Below are 18,366 nucleotides of genomic sequence, written 5' to 3' on the forward strand. Positions count from 1 at the left end.
ATGGCTTCCATCGACATCACCGGCGTTTCCAAGATCTATCCCGGGGCGGCGGGCCGGTCGGTCACCGGCATCGACCTGACCATCGCGGATGGCGAATTCATCGTGCTGGTCGGGCCTTCGGGCTGCGGGAAATCGACGCTTCTGCGCATGGTCGCGGGGCTTGAGGACATCACCGAGGGCGAGATCCGCATCGCAGGGCGGCGGGTGAACGACCTGGAACCGGCGGACCGCGACATCGCCATGGTGTTCCAGAACTACGCGCTTTACCCGCATATGACGGTGCGCGAGAACATGGCCTACGGGCTGAAGAACCGCAAGACGCCCCGCGACGTGATCGAGGCCCGCGTGGCCGAGGCGGCCCGGATGCTCGAACTCGGCCCCTATCTGGACCGCAAGCCCCGCGCGCTGTCGGGCGGGCAGCGTCAGCGCGTGGCGATGGGGCGCGCCATCGTGCGCCAGCCCGCCGCCTTCCTGTTCGACGAGCCGCTGTCCAACCTCGACGCCAAGCTGCGCGTGTCGATGCGGGGCGAGATCCGGCGCCTGCAGAAACGGCTGGGCACGACCTCGATCTACGTCACGCATGACCAGCTTGAGGCGATGACGCTGGCCGACCGGCTGGTGGTGCTGAACGGCGGGCGGATCGAGCAGGTGGGCACGCCGCTCGACATCTATCACCATCCCGCCTCGACCTTCGTGGCGAGCTTCATCGGCTCGCCGGCGATGAACCTGATCGACGCCGAGGTGTCGGGCAACCGGGTGGTGATCGGCGATCAGGCGATCACGCTGGCCGCGCCGGTGCAGGGGATCGGTGGCCCGGCCGTTCTGGGCATCCGGGCCGAGGATCTGCATCCCGCGCCCTCGGGCCTGCTGTTCCGCGTCGATCTGGTCGAGGAGCTGGGCGCGCAGCGGCTGGTCCACGGCCATGTCTCGGGGCAGGGGCTGACGCTGGCCCTGTCGCCCGCGCATCCGCTGAGCGAAACCATGACCATCGCCCCCGCCGGCCCGGCGCTGCACTTCTTCGACGTCGGAACCGGGCGGCGCATCGGCGACACCGCCGCCGCGCGGACGGGTGCGGGGGTGATGGCCTGATCGACGGGGCCGGATCATGACATGCTGGTGGCGACTCCGTCGCTTTGACCCTTCCGATTGTCATGAAGCTGTAACGGCGGCGGCGTAGGCAGCCCGCATGTCGGAGGCAGAGGCTTTCGCACGAAACACAGGATTCCCGAAAGGAGTGACCGATGTCACGTTTCGCTCTTGCCCTTGTTCTGCCGGTGATGCTGCCCTTCGCGGCCGCGGCGGAAACGCTCACGCTGTATACGTCGCAGCCGAACGAGGATGCGCAACAGACCGTCGACGCCTTCAAGGCTGCCAATCCGGGTATCGAGGTCAACTGGGTGCGCGACGGCACCACCAAGCTGATGGCGCGCCTCGCGGCCGAGATCAAGGCCGGCGCGGCGCAGCCCGATGTTCTGCTGATCTCGGACACCGTGACGCTGGAAGGGCTGGCGCAGCAGGGCGACCTTGCCGCCTATCCTTCGCCCGAGGCGGCGGCCTACGACCCGGCACTGTATAGCGCCGAGGGATATTACTACTCGACCAAGCTGATCACCACGGGCATCGCCTACAACACCGGCGTGACGGAAAAGCCCGCCTCCTGGGCGGATCTGGCGAAGCCGGAATACAAGAACCTCGTGGCGATGCCCTCGCCGCTCTATTCCGGGGCGGCGCTGATCCATATGGCGACGCTGACCGCGGACCCCGACCTCGGTTGGGGTTACTACGAGGATCTGGCGAAGAACGGCACGCAGGCCGATGGCGGCAATGGCGCGGTGTTCAAGGCCGTCGCCTCGGGTGAAAAGCCCTATGGCGTGCTGGTGGACTACATGGCGCTGCGCGCCAAGGCGGACGGCTCGCCCATCGACTTCGTCTTCCCGAAGGAAGGCGTGACCTATGTGACCGAGCCCGTCGCCATCCTGAAAGGCGCGCGCAACATCGAGGCGGCGCAGAAGTTCGTCGATTTCGTGCTGTCCGAACAGGGGCAGGATGTCGTCGTCAAGATGGGCTACATCCCGGCCCGCAACGGCGTCGCCAGCCCCGAGGGCTTCCCCGCCCGCGACAGCCTCAAGCTGATGCCCTTCGACGCGGCGAAGACGCTCGCCGATACCCAGGTGAACCTGCAACGCTTCTCGGACATCTTCGGCATCCAATGACGTCAGCGGTTGCCCGAACAGGGGTTGGCCGGTCTCCGGACCGGCTGATCTCATTGCTTTTGCTGCCGGTCGCGCTGATCGCGCTTGGCCCGATCCTGCGGCTGCTGGCCGAGGGGCTGGGCTATGGCGAGGGGCTGACCTTCGCCCATGTCGGCGAGGTGATGGGCCGCAACAGCACCCGCATCGCGCTGTGGCATTCGCTGGTCACGGCGGGCGGCGGAACGGTGATTTCGGTGCTGATCGGCGCGGCCTTCGCCTTCGTCGTGGCGCTGACCGATATCCGGGCCAAGGCGGCGCTGGTCTTTTGCCTGATGATCCCGATGATGATCCCGCCGCAGATCACCGCGCTGGCGTGGATGCAGATGATGGGGCCGTCCTCGGTGCTGCTCAAGACGCTGGGGATCGCGCCGCCGATGGGCAGCCCGCAGCCGCTGCGCTCGGCCGGGGGGATCGCGCTGCTGCTGGGCATCCAGCATGCGGCCATCGTGTTCCTGACGCTGCGCGCCGGTCTGCGCATGATCCCCGCCGATCTGGTCGAGGCGGCCCGCATGTCCGGAGCGCGCGGCTGGCGCGTCTGGGGGCGGATCGTGCTGCCGCTGAGCCTGCCGAGCCTTGCCGCCGGGGCGGCGATGACCTTCGTCACCGCGCTTGGCAATTTCGGCATTCCGGCGATGCTGGGGATTCCGGCGCGCTATTCCACGCTGCCGACGCTGATCTATCAGCGGCTGACCGGCATGGGGCCTTCGGTCCTGCCCGAGGTGGCGGTGCTGGCGCTGCTGATCGGTGCCGTCGCCATCGCGGGTGTGCTGCTCAGCCGTCTGATGCTGTCGCGTCGCTCGCTAGGCCTTGTGGGCCTGTCGGGGCGGCCGCTGGCGCTGGCGCTCGGCTCGGCGCGGATATGGGTCGAGGCGGGGCTTTGGGCCTTCATCTTCCTGATCCTCGTGCTGCCGCTGCTGGCGCTGCTGGCGACCTCGCTGGTGCCCGCATACGGCGTGCCCCTGACGTTTGGCAGCGCGACGTTCGACGCCTGGAACGAGGTGCTGTTGCGCCAGCCCGTCACCCGGCGCGCCTATGCCAATTCGCTGCTGCTGGCGGGGCTTGCCTCGGTCATCCTGATGGCGGTGGCGCTGCCTCTGGCGTGGGTGATGAGCCGCCGCCCCACGATCTGGACCCGCGCGGTCGATACGCTGGTCGATCTGCCCTATGCGCTGCCCGGGGTGGTGCTGGCGATCGCCTGCATCCTTGCCTTCATGCGCATCCCCTTCACCGGGATCACGCTCTATGGCACGCTGTGGATCATCCTGATCGCCTATCTGGCGCGGTTCCTTGTGGTGATGCTGCGCCCGGTGCAGGCGGCGATCGGCCAGCTCGACCCGGCGATGGAGGAAGCGGCGGCCAGCGCCGGCGCCCGCCTTGGCCGCAGGCTGTGGCGGATCGTGCTGCCGCTCGCCGCGCCCTCGGCGGCGGCGGGGGCGATCCTCGTGTTTCTCACGGCGGTGAATGAACTGACCGTCTCGGCGCTGCTCTGGTCCTCGGGGACGGAAACGCTTGGCGTCGTCATCTTCAACCTCGAAGACAGCGGCGAGACGGTGATGGCCTCGGCCCTTGCGATGTCGATCGTGGTGCTGGTCATCGCGCTGATGGGCTGCGTGCAGATCGGTGCTGCCCGCCTGCCGAAAGGAGTGGTCCCGTGGCAGAACTGATCTTTTCCGGCGTGTCGAAACGGTTCGAGGGAACCACGGCGCTGAACGACATCGACGCCCGGATCGGGTCCGGCGAATTCGTGGCGCTGCTGGGGCCGTCGGGCTGCGGCAAGACCACGCTCTTGCGTCTGGCCGCGGGGTTCGAGGCCCCGACGGGCGGCGAGATCCGGCTGGGCCAACGGGTGCTGGCCTCCGCCACGGCCTTCGTCCCGCCCGAGGACCGCAACATCGGCATCGTGTTCCAGTCCTACGCGCTCTGGCCGCATATGACCGTGGCGGGCAATGTCGCCTTTCCACTGGAGGTGCGCGGCATATCGGGGGCCGAACGCGCCCGCCGCGTGGCCGAGGCGCTGGAGCTGACCGGCCTTTCCGCCTATGGCGCGCGCTTCCCCGCGCAGCTTTCGGGCGGGCAGCGGCAGCGCGTCGCGCTGGCCCGTTGTCTGGTGGCGGAACCGGGGGCGGTCTTGCTGGATGAGCCTTTGGCCAATCTCGACCTCGCGCTGCGCGCCTCGATGCAGGAGGCTTTCGCGGCCTTCCATCGGCGCACCGGGGCGACGATGCTTTACGTGACGCATGACCAGACCGAGGCGCTGGCGCTGGCCGACCGCGTGGCGGTGATGCGCGAGGGCCGGATCCGGCAGTTCGACGCGCCGGAAACGCTCTATGCCCGCCCGCGCGACTGTTTCGTCGCCGGGTTCGTCGGCGACGGGGCGGTGATCGGTTGCCGCGCGGTGGGGCCGCTGACGCGCGCGGGGCTGGTGGTCGAGGCTCTGGGTCAGCGGATCGAGGCGCGCGGCGACGATCCCGCCCCCACCCACCTGTGCCTGCGCCCCGAGGATGTCGTGCCGGACCCGGACGGCCCGCTGACCGCCCGCGTCAGCGCGGTGCGCTATATCGGCGGCCGCTTCCGTCTGGTGCTGGAGACCGAGGCCGAGACCATCGTCACCGTCAGCCCGCAGCGCGCCGCGATGGGCGAGCTGCTGCGCCTGCGGATCCGCCATCCCTGGGCCTTCCGCGATCCCGATGCGCCGGTCCGGCCCTGGGCGGAGCTGTGCGATGCCTGATCCCGCGCGGTTCGAGATCCTTTCGGGTCTGGGCGCGAAGGGCCCGGCCTGCATCCGGCTGCGCACCGGGCGGCATGTCTGGTTGCTGGATGTCGGCTCGGGGCCGGAGGCCGACGCGCCCTTTCGCCCCGAATGGCTCGACGGTGCCGATGCGGTGTTCATCAGCCACGATCACGTCGATCATGTCGGCGGGGCCGTCCATGCGGTGCGCGCCGGTCTGCCGATCCGCTGCACGGCGCAGACGGCCCGGGCGCTGCCGCCCGGCGCGCGGGTGCAGGTTCTGCCCGAGCGGGGCGAGACGGTCATCGACGGCATCCGTCTTGTCACCGGGCGCGACGGCCATGCGCTTGGCGGGATCTGGATGTGGTTCGATCTGGGCGAGGGGCTGTTCTATTCAGGCGACTGGTCGGCGGAATCGCAGTGGTTCGCCTTCGACATGCCGCAGGTGACGGTGGGGACCGCGCTGATCGACTGTTCCTATCGCCGTGATGACGTTTCGCAGGACCGGCGGCGGGCGGAGCTGGATGCTACCTTGGATGCCCTCGGACCCGAAGTGCAGGTGCTGTTCCCCGTGCCGCCCTCGGGCCGGGCCGGGGAGCTGGCGCTGCATCTGTTGCCACGCGGCGGGGTCACGCTTGACGATACCTGCCGGGAGGCGGTGCGGGCGGCGCTCGCCTCGGACGGGGTGACGCCGCGGGCGCGTGATCTGCGGCCGTTGCTCGACCGGCCCTTCGATCCCGCGGCGCGCTATCTGATCTGCGATACGCCGGATGCCGATGGCGGCATGGCCGCGCGGATGGTGCGGGACTGGCGGGGGCAGGGGCGGCTTGGCCGTGATGCGCGGGTGGTGTTCACCGGACACATGACCGCGCCCGCCCGGGCGATTGCCGCCGAGGGTGGGCTGTTCCGGCGCTGGAACGTGCATCCGCCGCTGCACGACCAGATCGCCATGGTGCGGCAGTTGCGGGCGCGCCGCTTTGCCCCGCTGTTCTGCGAGGATCCGGCGGATTACCTCTCCGAGCCGGGCTTCACTGCCGCACCGCTGCTGGACGGATGGGGGCTGTTGTGACTTTGCCCCGGCGTGCCTTCTGCCTGATCCGCCATGGCGAGACCGATGCCAACCGCGACGGCATCATCGCCGGCCGGACCGAGGCACGGCTGACCGCGCGCGGACGGGCGGCGGCGGCGGGGCTGGCGATCCTCGACTGGCCCGGCAGGATCGCGGTCTTTTCCAGCCCGCAGGAGCGTGCCCGCGAAACCGCCGCGCTGGCCTTTCCGGGGTTGCGGGTGACGGTGCTGGCCGGGCTGCGCGAACGCGACTGGGGCCGGTTCGAGGGCAGACCCCTTGCCGAACGCCCCGACCGCGAAGCCCCGGCCGAGGGTTGGGAGGACTGGTCCGCGATGGTCGACCGGGTGGAATGGGCGATCGCGCAGGCTGTTGCGCGCAGCGGCGCTGCGCTGCCCGTCATCGTCGCGCATTCCGGCGTGATCCGCGCGGCCCGGGTGTTGACCGGGGGCGGGGCGGGCGGCCCTTCGGCGGAAAACGCCCTGCCGTTGTTGTTCGCGCCGGTGGGTGGGGGCTGGCGTGAAGGGCGGCTTTTCACCGACGGGCCGGCGCGCGGGCGGATGGGGTGAAAGGGGGCGCCGCCCCCTCTTTGCGCTGACGCGCAAATTCACCCCCGGGATATTTAGGGAAAAACGACGGCCAGAAGCGGTGCCTGCGTGTCGACTGGCTTACGTTGCGACCGAAACCGGCGTTCGGGGTTCCCATCATGGCTTCGGACGCTATCTGTGGAGGAGTCGGGCTGTGCAGGAGTCGGGGAAGGAGGCAACCATGACGACAGCACCCATCACACGTGAAGAGATCGGCGCGCGCGACCGTCAGCTCACCCGGACCACGCGGCGGCGCAATGCGTTCGAATATCTGGCCGGAGGGGCGGCGATGCTGTTCTTTCTGGTCATGGCGGTCTGGACCTTTGCGAAGGGCGGCTCGGCGGCCCAGATGCTGATCGCGGTGGGGTTCGCGGTACTGGCGCTTGGGGTGGCCGTGGCGGGCTGGCACCTGTTCCGGCAAAGCCGCCGTGCCGCGGCGGGCGGTGGCATCGCCGCCGATGCCGGCTATCTGGAAGGGCGCCTTGCGCGCGAACGCGACCTGCTGCGGTCCGCCTGGCTGTGGTATGCCGGGCCGATGGTGCCGGGCTTCGCGCTGATCTACGGCGGGGTCTTCCTGTCCGGCGGCGTCGCTTTCGCGACCATCGCGGGCGGGCTGACCCTCGCCTTTCTGATCCTTGTCGCCGTGATCAACCGGCGCGCCGCGGCCTGCATCGACCGGGAGATCGCGGATCTGCGCCATCGCAGGACGTAAGCGCCGCTTCGGCGGGCGGCTCGGGCAGCCGCGCCGCCCGCATGCCGAGCCGGGCCAGAAGCGCGGCATCGCGGTCGCGCCCCGGATTGCCGGTGGTCAGCAGCACATCGCCGGTGAAGATGGAATTGGCGCCGGCGAGGAAGCACATCGCCTGCATCTCGTCGCTCATGGCGTCGCGGCCGGCCGACAGCCGCACGACGCTTTGTGGCATCAGGATGCGGGCGAGCGCGACCAGCCGGACGAAGGCGATGGCGTCGGCGGGGCGGGCCTTGTCCATCACCGGCGCGCCCTCGATCTCGTTCCACATGTTGAGCGGCACGCTTTCGGGATGCCGTTCCAGCGTGGCGAGCGTCACCAGCATGGAAATGCGGTCCGCGACCGTTTCACCCATGCCGACGATGCCGCCGCAGCAGACGTTGATCCCGCCCGCGCGGACATGGGCCAGCGTTTCCAGCCGGTCGTCCATTGTGCGGGTGGTGATGATTTCCGGGTAGAAATCGCGGGAGGTGTCGATGTTGTGGTTGTAGTAATCCAGCCCCGCCTCGGCCAGCCGGTCCACCTGCGGCGGCGTCAGCATGCCGAGCGTGACGCAGGTTTCAAGACCAAGCGCCTTCACCCCCGCAATCATCGCGCAGACCGTATCCATGTCGCGGTCCTTGGGGCTGCGCCAGGCCGCGCCCATGCAAAAGCGCGTGGCGCCCCCGGCCTTGGCGCGGCGCGCCTCGGCCAGGACGCGCTGCACCTCCATCAGTTTGGTCGCTTTGACGCCGGTTTTCCAATGCGCGCTTTGCGAGCAATAGCCGCAATCCTCCGGGCAGCCGCCGGTCTTGATGGAGAGGAGCGTGGCGGTTTCCACCTCGGCCGGGTCGAAATGCTGCCGATGGACCTGCTGGGCGCGGAACATCAGATCCGGAAGGGGAAGATCATAGATAATTTTCGCCTCGGCTTCGGTCCAGTCGGTGCGCGGCGCCTCGATCTGCGCGGGGCGGTTCATTTGCGGGCCTCGCCGCGCAGGCGTGCAGGGATCAGTGCGGCGCCGAGCGCGACCATCGAGATGTTGATCAGATCGCCGAGGATGAAGGGCAGGAAGCCGAGCGTGACGATCTGCCCCGCCGGGACGTAAAGGCCAAGCCATGCCAGCCCCGCCGCATAGGTGACGCCCAGCCCCGCCAGCATGGCAAGCACCCGCCCCGCCATCCCGCGTCCGCGTGCCAGCGTGCCGGTCAGCCAGCTTGCGGCAAGGAAACCAAGCAGATAGCCGCCGGTCGGGCCGACCATATAGGCGAGGCCGATGCCGCGTTCCGGGGTTCCGGAAAAGACCGGCAGCCCCGCCGCCCCCGCGCCCAGATAGGCAAGGAAGGTCGCCGTGGCGAGCCGCGGCCCCGCGGCCAGCGCGATCCCCATCACCGCCAGCGTGTGCAGCGTCATCGGCACCGGCCAGGACGGCACCCGGACCTTGGCGCAAATCGTGATCAGCGCGACGCCGAGCACGATGGCCCCCGCCGTCTTCGCTGCGGAAAGAAGCCTCGGCCGGGATATGGCAAGCGTCTGGGTGGGCGTCTGGTTCATCTTGTCACCTTCATATTATAGATAATTGAAACGGTTATCTACGATGAATCCACAAGATGGTGCAGTTGGCAAGAATTATATAGATAATTTATCCAACGATGGCGAAAGCATCCCGTTTGCGCCCGCCGGCGACGGGAATCGGGCGGTGGCCGATCCATTGCACATGCCGCGCCAGCGTCGACAGCGCGGTTTCGGTATCGCCCCGGCGCAAGGCCGTCAGGATGGTGCGGTGGTCGTGATCGGTCCGCGCCTCCCAATCCGATTGCCATGCGGCGAACAGGAAGCGCGCGCTGGCCGCGTGCAGATCGTCGATCGAGGCGAGCAGGCGCGGCATCCCGCAGGGTTCGAGGATCAGGCGGTGAAAGCGGCGGTTCGCCTCTTCCCACGACCGGACATCGCGGGAATTGTCGCCGGCCTTCGTGGCTTCCTCGGCGGCATCGATGATCGCGGGCGTCAGATGCGGCAGGGCATGGCGCAGGGCCAGCACCTCCAGCGCCGCGCGCATTTCGGCGACTTCCTTGACCTCGGAGAGGTCGAAGGCGGCCACACGCACGCCCCGGCGCGGTTCGCTGACGGCCAGACCCTGCGCCTCCAGCCGGCGAAAGGCCTCGCGCACGGGGACATGGCTCGCGCCGAATTCGGCGGCGATGTGATCCTGCCGAAGCCGCGCGCCGGGCGCGATCTCGCCGGCGATGATCCGCTCCGCCAAGGTGCGGCTGATGCGGGCGGCCAGGGTTTCTTCCGATTTTACCGTCATGTTTCACAGATAATTTGCCGGGCGGGGATTGTCGATCAATCTTGCGCGACACCCGACGCATGGGGCGGCAGGCGGTTGACCGCGCCCGGCGGGAGGAGGATCGTGACAGCGCCCCCGATCCGCAGGCTCGGACCGGGCGGCCGCCGGGGGAAATCCCCGAGGAAACGGGAGGGCTCATTCGCGGCCATATGCGGCCGCGACGGAAACAGGAGCTGCCAGATGGCTGTCAGAAGAAGGGGTTTCAACGCCGGTCTTGCGGGGGTCGGCATCACCGGGCTGTTGTCGCCTGCCTCCGCTTTCGCCGCGCCGGCGGTATCGCCCGAGGTGCTGCAACTGGAACCCAACGGCTGGATGCCGAACAATCCGCGCCTGCCGGTGCTGCTGTATCGCGGGGCGGTGGATCTGTCCGGGCCGGACCCGGCGGCGAATTTCGAGGCGCTCTTCGACCGGAATGGATGGCCTGCCGCATGGCGCAACGGGGTCTTCACCTTCCACCATTACCACTCGACGGCGCATGAGGTGCTGGGCTTCGCGGGCGGCAGCGCGCGGCTGATCCTTGGCGGTCCGGGCGGGCAGGAGGTCGAGGTGAATGCCGGCGATGTCGCCCTGCTGCCGACCGGGACCGGGCATTTCAAGCAATCCTCGACGCCCGGTTTTCTGGTGGTGGGCGGCTATCCGCCGGGGCAGAGCCCGGACCTGTGCCGCGAGGGCGCGACGCAGGACATGCTCGACCGGATGGCCACATTGCCCTTCCCGGACAGCGATCCGGTGAATGGCATGGAACCGCCGCTGACGACCTACTGGCATCGCGGCTGAGGCGGGACCCCGGCGCCCCGCGGCGCCGGGATCGCCGTGTCAGATCCGCGTGGTCGGGCGCAGCGCCTTGGCCCCGTCGCCCAGCAGCGCCAGCGCGAACATCACCACGGCCCACATCACCGGATATTCCCAGCCGCCGCCATTCGGCGCGGCGAAGCTGAAGCCGTTCTGCGCATGACCGAAAAGCGCCGCGCCCAGCAGGTGGACGCCGAAGATCACCGCAAAGATCCGGCTGTAGACGCCAAGGATCAGCGCGACCCCACCGACCAGCTCAAGCGCGATCGCGACATAGCCCAGAAAGCCCGGCAGCCCGAGCGACTGGAAATATCCGGCGGTGCCGGCGGGGGTGAAGACAAAGACTTTCGTCAGCCCGTGGATGATGAACAGCACGCCCGTCAGGACGCGCAGGACGAGCGCCGCATAGGGGGCGTATTTCGTGTCGATCATGTCAATCTCCTTCGAGGCCCGCAGGACCGGGCGATGCCCGGCGCGGGATGGGTGCAACGGGGCAAACCCGGACTTCGGGTGCCCCGTTCTGATGGAGTGACTATGCGCATCGGGGATCAGGAACGATATGGCGAACTCGTTGAATGACTATCGCCATTCCGTTCCGAATGGGCGACCAAGCTCCACCGCTCCACCGCTCCACCGCTCCACCGCTCCACCGCTCCACCGCTCCACCGCTCCACCGCTCCACCGCTCCACCGCTCCACCGCTCCACCGCTCCACCGCTCCACCGCTCCACCGCTCCACGGTCTGGCGCGGCCGAACCAACTGCCCCGGCCTTCCTCCCATCATCTTTCCAAAAATATCCCGGGGGTGAGCGCGGTACGCGCGAGGGGGCTGGCCCCCTGACCCGCCCTCCGTCTGTATCAACGGTTCCTGAACCTCACCCGGCAGATCCCATCAGACCGGGATGGATCAGGACCTGTCCCGATCAGACCGCCTCGACACTCCCGAGACCGTCGAAGAAATCGCCAATCACCCGGTTGAACCGGGCGGGACTGGTGACGTTGAGGGCATGGCCGCCCTCGGGTTCCAGCACCAGCCGGGCACCGGGGATGCCCTCGGCCAGCCGCACCGACCGCGACCACGGCACCAGCATGTCGTCGCGGCTGGCGACGATCAGCACCGGCGCCGCGACCTCGGCCAGCCTGTCGTCCACGTCGAAGGCGCGCAGCGCGGCGATGCGGCGGGTGATGTTCCCGGCACCCTGAAAATGCGCGATCCCATGCGCTTCCTCTTCCGCCAGCCGGGCGGCGTTCCGGGCCATCCATTCGGCGGGATAGAGGAACAGCGGCTGCGCCTTGAGAAATGCCTCGACGCCGGTATCGCGCAACAACGCCAGCCGCACGTCGAAACACCGCCCGGAATGCGCGTCGGCGCGGCTCCATGCGTTGATCAGCACGAGGCTGGCGATCCGGTCGGGTTCGCGCAGCGCGAGGTCCAGCCCCATCAGCCCGCCAAGCGCATGGCCGATGAAATGCGCGCGCGGGGTGCCCGAGGCCCGCATCACCTCGATCACATCGTCAGCCATGTCGGCGATGGTGGTGCCCTCGGGCACGGTGCCGCCGGTGCGGGCGCAGCCGCGATGGTCGTAGGTCACGACGCGGAACCGCGCCCGCAGCGCCTCGATCTGCGGCGCCCAATAGCCCGCCGAACCGCCAAGGCCCGAGGACAGCAGCACCGTTTCCGCCTCGGGCGACGGCCCGTCCAGAATGTCGAACTTCATCGGATCACTTCTTGCCGATATGCGCGACCGTTGCGATCTCGACCAGCGCGCCGGGCTTCACCAGCTCGACCTTGACGCAGTAACGCGCCGGTTTGTCGCCGGGGAAATATTCGGCATAGACCTCGTTCACCGCGCCGTAATTGGCCCAGTCGGTGACGAAGACATGGTTCATCGTCACATCGGCCATGGTGCCGCCCGCCGCCTCGATCACCGATTTGATGATGTCGAGCACATGCCGCGTCTGCGCCTTCGGATCGTCCAGATGGACCACGTTGTTGTCCTTGTCGAAAGGCAGCGTGCCCGAGACATAGACCACCCCATCCGCCAGCGTGCCGGGCGAATAGGGTGCAAGCGGCTTGCCGCTGCCAGCGGGAACGACGATTTCCATGGGCATTTCCGGATCTCCTGTTACTGGTTCTCGGGGGCGATCTGGCGGATCGCACCGCTGAAATCGGCGGTGGTGGACACCCAGCCGAAGAATTTCTCGATATTGTAGATCGCCGCGTCCTGCATGAACTGCGGGCCGAGGTGATGCGTCGCATCCTCCAGCACCACCGGGAAATATTCCAGATGGAAGGCGTCGCGGATCGAGCTTTCGACGCAGACATTCGTGGCGATGCCGACGAAGATCAGGTTGCGGATGCCACGGGCGCGCAGCGTCGAATCCATCGTCGAATTGAAGAAGCCCGAATAGCGCGTCTTTGGCACGACGATATCGCCGGGTTGCGGGGTCAGCTCATCGACGATGGCATAGTCCCAGCCGCCCTTGGACAGCAGCTCGCCCTGCCGGTCGGGATGCGCGCGCATGTATTTCAGCGCGTTCGACTTGTGCCAGTTGGGCGAACCGGGGCCACCCGCCTCGACGTAATCGCTGTCCCAGCCGTTCTGGAAATAGATCACCGGAACCCCCGCGGCGCGCGCGGCATCCAGCGTCAGGCGGATGTTCTCGATCACCGATTTCGCGCCCGAGATGTCGAAGCCGGCGATGTCGACATAGCCGCCCTCGGTCGAATAGGCGTTCTGCATGTCCACCACGATGACGGCGGTGTCGTCGGGGTCGATCACCAGCGCCTCGGGCCGGGCGGGCAGGGTGATCTTGCGCCCCTTGCGGCCCTGTGTGGTGTCGACGACGGTCTCGGTGGTCATTCCGCCGCCTCCGCATAGATGTGCTGGCGCGATTTCATCAGCGGCTGGACGTATTTGCCGAACTTGTCGATGCCTTCGAGGAAATCGTCGAAGGTCAGCATGACGCCCCCGGTGCCGGGCACCTCGCCCATTTCATCCAGCATGGCGGCCACTTCCTCAAAAGATCCGATGATCGTGCCCATGTTGAAATTCACCGCCGAGACCGGCTGCGTCATGTGCCGCACGTTGGTATCGCTGCCCGAGGTCTTGTCGGCCTGGCTTTGCAGACCCATCCAGGCGATGGCGTCCTGATCGGCGCCGGCCTTGTAATGTTCCCACTTCGCCCAGGCCTCTTCCGAGGTCTCCTCGGCGATGACCATGGTGAGCACGAAGGACCGCACGTCCCGCCCGGTCTTGGCCGTCGCGGCCAGCAGCCGTTCGTTCGTCGGCGCAAAGGCCTGCGGCGTGTTGATCCCCGCCCCGAAGCAGAAGCTGTAATCCGCGAATTTGGCCGAGAAGGCGAGCCCCTTGTCCGACGACCCCGCGCAGATCAGCTTCACATCGCCCTGCGGCACGGGTTTCATGTGGCAGTCGTCCATCTGGAAGAACTGGCCCTTGAAGTCCGACTCGCCGGTGGTCAGCAGTTCCTTCAGCACCGTGGTGTATTCGGTCAGGTATTGGTAGCGGTCGCCGAAATAGTCGTCGCCGGGCCACAGGCCCATCTGGCTGTATTCCGGCCTTTGCCAGCCGGTCACCAGATTCACCCCGAACCGCCCGCCCGAGATGGAATCGATCGTCGTCGCCATCCGCGCCACGATGGCGGGCGGCATCACCAGCGTTGCCGCCGTGCCGAACAGCTTGATCTTCGACGTGACCGCGGCAAGCCCGGCCATCAGCGTGAAGGATTCAAGGTTGTAGTCCCAGAATTCCGTCTTGCCGCCAAAGCCGCGCAGCTTGATCATCGACAGCGCGAAATCGAACCCGTAGCCCTCGGCCTTCAGGGTGATTTCCTTGTTCAGCTCGAAGCTCGGCTTGTATTGCGGCGAGGTCTCGGAAATCAGCCAGCCGTTGTTGCCGATCGGGATGAAAACTCCGACTTCCATGTGTTGCACCTCCTGTTGGTCGCCGTTTCAGCGGTCTGACAGAAGGGTAGGCGCCGTCGCGGCGCGGCGAAAAGAATGATTTTTGACTATGTGATAAAAAATGCGTCTGGGGGATATGTTCAGGGCGGCCCTGCCCGATATTCGGGCTTTCCGGGGCCGCCCTGCGCAACTGTCAGGCAGTCGCCAGATGCCGTCAGGCGTCGAGCCGGGTGACGAAACGGGTGTCCAGATAGGCGTCGATCGCCTCGGACCCGCCCTCGGTGCCGATGCCGGAATCGAGGATGCCGCCGAACGGCACCTCGGGCAGCGCGAGGCCCAGATGGTTCATCGTCAGCATGCCCGAGCGCACCTCGTTCTGCAGCCGGTTCGCGGTGGCGATGTCCTGCGTGAAGGCATAGGCCGCAAGGCCGTAGCGCAGGCGGTTCGCCTCGGCGATGGCGGCGTCGGCGGTGTCGAAGCGGTTGATGACGGCGAGGGGGCCGAAGGGCTCCTCGTTCATCACCTCGGCCGTCACCGGCACGTCGGCAAGGACGGTGGGTTCAAAGAACCAGCCCTCGTTGCCGATCCGGTGGCCGCCGGTGACCAGCCGCCCGCCCTTGTCGACCGCATCGGCGATCATCCGTTCCAGCGCCGGGATGCGGCGTTCGTTGGCCAGAGGCCCCATCTGGCTGTTCGGATCGGACCCCGGTCCGACGCGCAGCTTGCCCGCGATGTCGGCGAAACGTTCGGTGAAGGCGTCGGCGATGTCGTTCTGCACAAGGAACCGGGTGGGCGAGACGCAGACCTGCCCGGCGTTGCGGAACTTGTGGCCGGCCATCAGCTGGGCCACCGCATCCACATCCACGTCGTCGAAGACCAGCACCGGCGCATGGCCGCCCAGCTCCATCGTCGCCTTCTTCATGTGCAGCCCGGCGAGCGAGGCGAGCTGCTTGCCCACCGGGGTCGAGCCGGTGAACGAGATCTTGGCGATCACCGGATGCGGGATCAGGTAGGACGAGATCTCGGCCGGGTCGCCGTAGACGAGGTTGATGACCCCTTCCGGAATGCCCGCATCGGCAAAGCAGCGGATCATCGCGGCGGGGGAGGCCGGCGTTTCCTCGGGCGCCTTGACGATGATCGAACAGCCCGCGGCGACGGCGGCGGACAGCTTGCGCACCACCTGATTGATCGGGAAGTTCCACGGCGTGAAGGCGGCGACGGGGCCGACGGGCTGGCGGATCGTCAGCTGCGTGACGCCGCCGCGCCGGGCGGGGATCACCTGACCATAGGTGCGGCGCGCCTCCTCGGCGAACCAGTCGATCACATCGGCGGCGGAGAGGGTCTCGCCCTTGGCCTCGGCCAGCGGCTTGCCCTGTTCGGCGGTCATGATGGCGGCGATTTCATCGGCGCGGTCGCGCAGCAGCCCCGCCGCCTTGCGCATCAGCTTGTAACGGTCGAAGGCCGAGGTCGCGGCCCAGCCCGGAAACGCCTTTGCCGCCGCGTCGAGCGCAAGGTCCAGATCCGCCTTGGCCGCATGGGCGACCTTGCCGATGGCGCTGCCGGTCGCCGGGTCGATGACGTCGATCGTGCGGCCGTCAAGCGCGTCGCGCCAGGTTCCGCCGATGAAAAGTTGGGTGTCCGGATAGCTCATGTTCGCCTCCTGCTGGATTCGCATTCGATGCGACAGTTGCGGGCGCACCGGCGGGACGCAAGCCCCTTGCCGCGGCAGAAGTCAGATTCCGCCGGCTGCCCGCCAGCGATCTTGGATCGAGCGACCGGGATATCCCCAGACGCACCGCCGTTTCGTTCGAGCCGGTGGCGACGGTCAGCGGGCCGCATCCATCAGTGCGCCGCGGATCACCGAACAGACCTGTTCGGACAGGTTTCCACGGTCGGTTCTTGTCAGGTTCGCCATCGCCTTCTCCCGTATGTGGAGGCAGCATGTATCCGTCCCGGCGCCCGCCCGAAGCGGGCATTTTCAGCGGTGGCCCGGCCGTCAGGATCGGCGCGTCGCCCCGGATGGGGATCACGGCATCCGCCGCCCGCAACGAAGCCATCCGTCAATGATCTCCGTCTTTTTGTGACTTTTTAGATTGGAGAGCGCCGGGCAGGGAAGTCCTGTCGGGCGGAACCTGCGGCGGAATGCAGCGCCCCACCCCGGCGGGTGCAGCAATATATTGAGGCTCTGTGACAACCACGCTAACGTCATGCGAAGCGTCGGCCCTTCCGCCGCGAAAGATGCAGCAGGGGACGCCGGGACCGGCGCCCGGAAGCAACAGGGGTAACCAACAATGACCATGCAATTGCGCAAGACCATCGCGCGGCTCTCGGCAAGCGCCTGCCTCATCGCGCTGGCGGCAGGGATGCCGGCTCTTGCGGACACGCCGAAGGACACGCTCGTCGAAGCCTTCGCGATCGACGACATCATCAGCCTCGACCCCGCCGAGGCGTTCGAGCTTTCGACCGCCGAGATCACCTCGAACAGCTACAGCCTGCTGGTGCGGCTGGACCCCGAGGATACCTCGAAAGTGGTGCCCGATCTCGCCGAAAGCTGGACCGTCTCGGATGACGGCATGACCTATACGTTCAAGCTGAAGCCCGGCGTCAAATTCGCCTCGGGCAATCCGCTGACGGCGGAGGACGTGGCCTTTTCGATCGAGCGTGTGGTGAAGCTGGACAAGAGCCCGGGCTTCCTGTTCACCCAGCTTGGGCTGAGCGGCGAGAACGTGGCCGAAAAGGCCCGCGCGGTCGATCCGGAAACCTTCGAGATGACCGTAGACAAGCCCTATGCGCCGAGCTTCGTGCTGAACGTGCTGTCGGCGACGCCGGGCGCGGTCGTTGACAAGGAACTCGTGCTGTCGAAGGCCAAGGCGGTGACGCCCTCGGCCGAATATGCCTATGACACCGATTTCGGCAACGAATTCCTCAAGACCGGCTATGCCGGCTCCGGCCCCTTCGTCACCCGCGTCTGGAAGGCGAACGAGGCGGTCGTGCTGGAACGCAACGACAATTATACCGGCGAAAAGCCGAAGCTCGCCCGCGTGATCTACCGCCACATGAAGGAAAGCTCGGCGCAGCGTCTGGCGCTGGAATCGGGCGATATCGACGTGGCGCGGAACCTTGATCCGAACGATCTGAACGCGATCGAGAACAACCCGAACCTGACGCTCGACAGCGCGCCGAAGGGCACGATCTACTACATCAGCTTCAACCAGAAGAACCCGAACCTCGCGAAGCCCGAGGTCGACGAGGCAATGAAATACCTGATCGACTATGATGCGATCGGCAGCACGCTGCTGAAGGGCGTGGGGGTGATCCACCAGACCTTCCTGCCGACCGGACAGCTTGGCGCGATCGAGGACACGCCCTACAAGCTCGACGTGGCGAAGGCCAAGGAACTGCTGGCCAAGGCCGGCCTGCCGGACGGCTTCTCGGTCACGATGGACGTGCGCTCCACCCAGCCGGTGTCGGGCGTCGCGGAATCGATCCAGCAGACCGCCGCGCAGGCGGGCGTGAAGATCGAGATCATCCCCGGCGACGGCAAGCAGACGCTGACCAAGTATCGCGCCCGCAACCACGACATCTACATCGGTCAGTGGGGCTCGGACTACTGGGATCCGAACTCGAACGCGCAGACCTTCGCCTACAACGCCGACAATTCGGACGACAGCCCGCTGAAGACTTCGGCCTGGCGCAACGCCTGGGATCTGCCGGAGCTGTCGAAGCAGACCGATGCGGCGCTGCTGGAAAGCGATACGGAAAAGCGTGCCGCGATCTATGAGGACATCCAGCGCAAGGTGCTTGCGGACAGCCCCTTCGCCTTCATCTGGCAACAGGTCGAGGTGGCCGGCGTGTCGAACAAGGTCGAGGGATACAAGCTCGGGCCGACCTTCGATTCCAACTACCTCACCAATGTCTCGAAGAACTGACCGGCAGGGCT

18 protein-coding genes are annotated in these 18,366 nt (G+C 67.3%); 9 read left to right on the forward strand and 9 right to left on the reverse strand.

Annotated features, from left to right (window positions below; all coding sequences use genetic code 11):
• From D2T30_RS11770 to D2T30_RS11800, 7 genes are all read left to right on the forward strand, one after another.
• Positions 1-1,089 (forward strand): sn-glycerol-3-phosphate import ATP-binding protein UgpC, encoded by a 1,089-nt coding sequence (locus D2T30_RS11770; protein WP_128209030.1) that lies wholly within the window; start codon positions 1-3, stop codon positions 1,087-1,089.
• Positions 1,090-1,241: 152 nt separating this feature from the next.
• Positions 1,242-2,213 (forward strand): ABC transporter substrate-binding protein, encoded by a 972-nt coding sequence (locus tag D2T30_RS11775; protein WP_128209031.1) that lies wholly within the window; start codon positions 1,242-1,244, stop codon positions 2,211-2,213.
• On the forward strand, positions 2,210-3,916 hold the full coding sequence (locus D2T30_RS11780) for an ABC transporter permease (protein ID WP_128209032.1): 1,707 nt from the start codon (positions 2,210-2,212) through the stop codon (positions 3,914-3,916). Before D2T30_RS11775 ends, D2T30_RS11780 begins: the two co-directional genes overlap by 4 nt.
• Positions 3,904-4,980: an ABC transporter ATP-binding protein gene (locus tag D2T30_RS11785; RefSeq protein WP_128209033.1), complete on the forward strand. Its 1,077-nt coding sequence runs from the start codon at positions 3,904-3,906 to the stop codon at positions 4,978-4,980. Before D2T30_RS11780 ends, D2T30_RS11785 begins: the two co-directional genes overlap by 13 nt.
• The gene (locus D2T30_RS11790; protein WP_128209034.1) at positions 4,973-6,049 is read left to right on the forward strand and encodes an MBL fold metallo-hydrolase; all 1,077 of its coding nucleotides are present in this window, start codon (positions 4,973-4,975) and stop codon (positions 6,047-6,049) included. Before D2T30_RS11785 ends, D2T30_RS11790 begins: the two co-directional genes overlap by 8 nt.
• Entirely contained in the window at positions 6,046-6,615 is a 570-nt protein-coding gene (locus tag D2T30_RS11795; RefSeq protein ID WP_241651255.1) for a histidine phosphatase family protein, read from the forward strand. The genes D2T30_RS11790 and D2T30_RS11795 overlap by 4 nt, the downstream gene beginning before the upstream one ends.
• Before the next feature lie 199 nt (positions 6,616-6,814).
• Positions 6,815-7,345: a hypothetical protein gene (locus D2T30_RS11800; RefSeq protein WP_128209036.1), complete on the forward strand. Its 531-nt coding sequence runs from the start codon at positions 6,815-6,817 to the stop codon at positions 7,343-7,345.
• Here the strand turns inward: D2T30_RS11800 and bioB are convergent.
• The 3 genes from bioB to D2T30_RS11815 form a co-directional block, all read right to left on the reverse strand.
• Positions 7,281-8,339: a biotin synthase BioB gene (gene bioB, locus D2T30_RS11805; RefSeq protein WP_128209037.1), complete on the reverse strand. Its 1,059-nt coding sequence runs from the start codon at positions 8,337-8,339 to the stop codon at positions 7,281-7,283. The two genes, D2T30_RS11800 and bioB, sit on opposite strands and share 65 nt — an antisense overlap.
• Entirely contained in the window at positions 8,336-8,914 is a 579-nt protein-coding gene (locus D2T30_RS11810) for a biotin transporter BioY (protein WP_128209038.1), read from the reverse strand. Before D2T30_RS11810 ends, bioB begins: the two co-directional genes overlap by 4 nt.
• An 88-nt stretch (positions 8,915-9,002) precedes the next feature.
• On the reverse strand, positions 9,003-9,671 hold the full coding sequence (locus D2T30_RS11815; protein WP_128180124.1) for a GntR family transcriptional regulator: 669 nt from the start codon (positions 9,669-9,671) through the stop codon (positions 9,003-9,005).
• Between the two features lie 219 nt (positions 9,672-9,890).
• Here D2T30_RS11815 and D2T30_RS11820 point away from each other — a divergent pair, with 219 nt between their 5' ends.
• Positions 9,891-10,487 carry a cupin domain-containing protein gene (locus tag D2T30_RS11820; RefSeq protein ID WP_128209039.1) on the forward strand — a complete coding sequence of 199 codons (597 nt, stop codon included), beginning with the start codon at positions 9,891-9,893 and terminating at the stop codon, positions 10,485-10,487.
• Positions 10,488-10,526: 39 nt separating this feature from the next.
• On the opposite strand, the gene D2T30_RS11825 is transcribed toward D2T30_RS11820, so the two are convergent.
• The 6 genes from D2T30_RS11825 to D2T30_RS11850 all read right to left on the reverse strand — a co-directional run bounded on the left by D2T30_RS11825 (position 10,527) and on the right by D2T30_RS11850 (position 16,077).
• Positions 10,527-10,934 carry a DoxX family protein gene (locus D2T30_RS11825; protein WP_128209040.1) on the reverse strand — a complete coding sequence of 136 codons (408 nt, stop codon included), beginning with the start codon at positions 10,932-10,934 and terminating at the stop codon, positions 10,527-10,529.
• A gap of 490 nt (positions 10,935-11,424) precedes the next feature.
• Positions 11,425-12,219: a pyrimidine utilization protein D gene (gene rutD, locus D2T30_RS11830; RefSeq protein ID WP_128209041.1), complete on the reverse strand. Its 795-nt coding sequence runs from the start codon at positions 12,217-12,219 to the stop codon at positions 11,425-11,427.
• A gap of 4 nt (positions 12,220-12,223) precedes the next feature.
• Positions 12,224-12,607, reverse strand: coding sequence for a pyrimidine utilization protein C (gene rutC, locus D2T30_RS11835; RefSeq protein ID WP_277749560.1), 384 nt, complete (start codon positions 12,605-12,607; stop codon positions 12,224-12,226).
• A gap of 20 nt (positions 12,608-12,627) precedes the next feature.
• The gene (rutB, locus tag D2T30_RS11840; protein WP_128180134.1) at positions 12,628-13,365 is read right to left on the reverse strand and encodes a pyrimidine utilization protein B; all 738 of its coding nucleotides are present in this window, start codon (positions 13,363-13,365) and stop codon (positions 12,628-12,630) included.
• Positions 13,362-14,447 carry a pyrimidine utilization protein A gene (gene rutA / locus D2T30_RS11845; protein WP_128180136.1) on the reverse strand — a complete coding sequence of 362 codons (1,086 nt, stop codon included), beginning with the start codon at positions 14,445-14,447 and terminating at the stop codon, positions 13,362-13,364. Before rutA ends, rutB begins: the two co-directional genes overlap by 4 nt.
• Before the next feature lie 193 nt (positions 14,448-14,640).
• On the reverse strand, positions 14,641-16,077 hold the full coding sequence (locus tag D2T30_RS11850) for an NAD-dependent succinate-semialdehyde dehydrogenase (protein WP_128180138.1): 1,437 nt from the start codon (positions 16,075-16,077) through the stop codon (positions 14,641-14,643).
• A 640-nt stretch (positions 16,078-16,717) separates the two neighbouring features.
• Here D2T30_RS11850 and D2T30_RS11855 point away from each other — a divergent pair.
• Positions 16,718-18,355, forward strand: coding sequence for an ABC transporter substrate-binding protein (locus D2T30_RS11855; RefSeq protein ID WP_128209042.1), 1,638 nt, complete (start codon positions 16,718-16,720; stop codon positions 18,353-18,355).
• Positions 18,356-18,366: the final 11 nt, after the last annotated feature.

It is taken from the genome of Paenirhodobacter populi (assembly GCF_004022215.1).
Classification (GTDB): domain Bacteria; phylum Pseudomonadota; class Alphaproteobacteria; order Rhodobacterales; family Rhodobacteraceae; genus Rhodobacter; species Rhodobacter populi.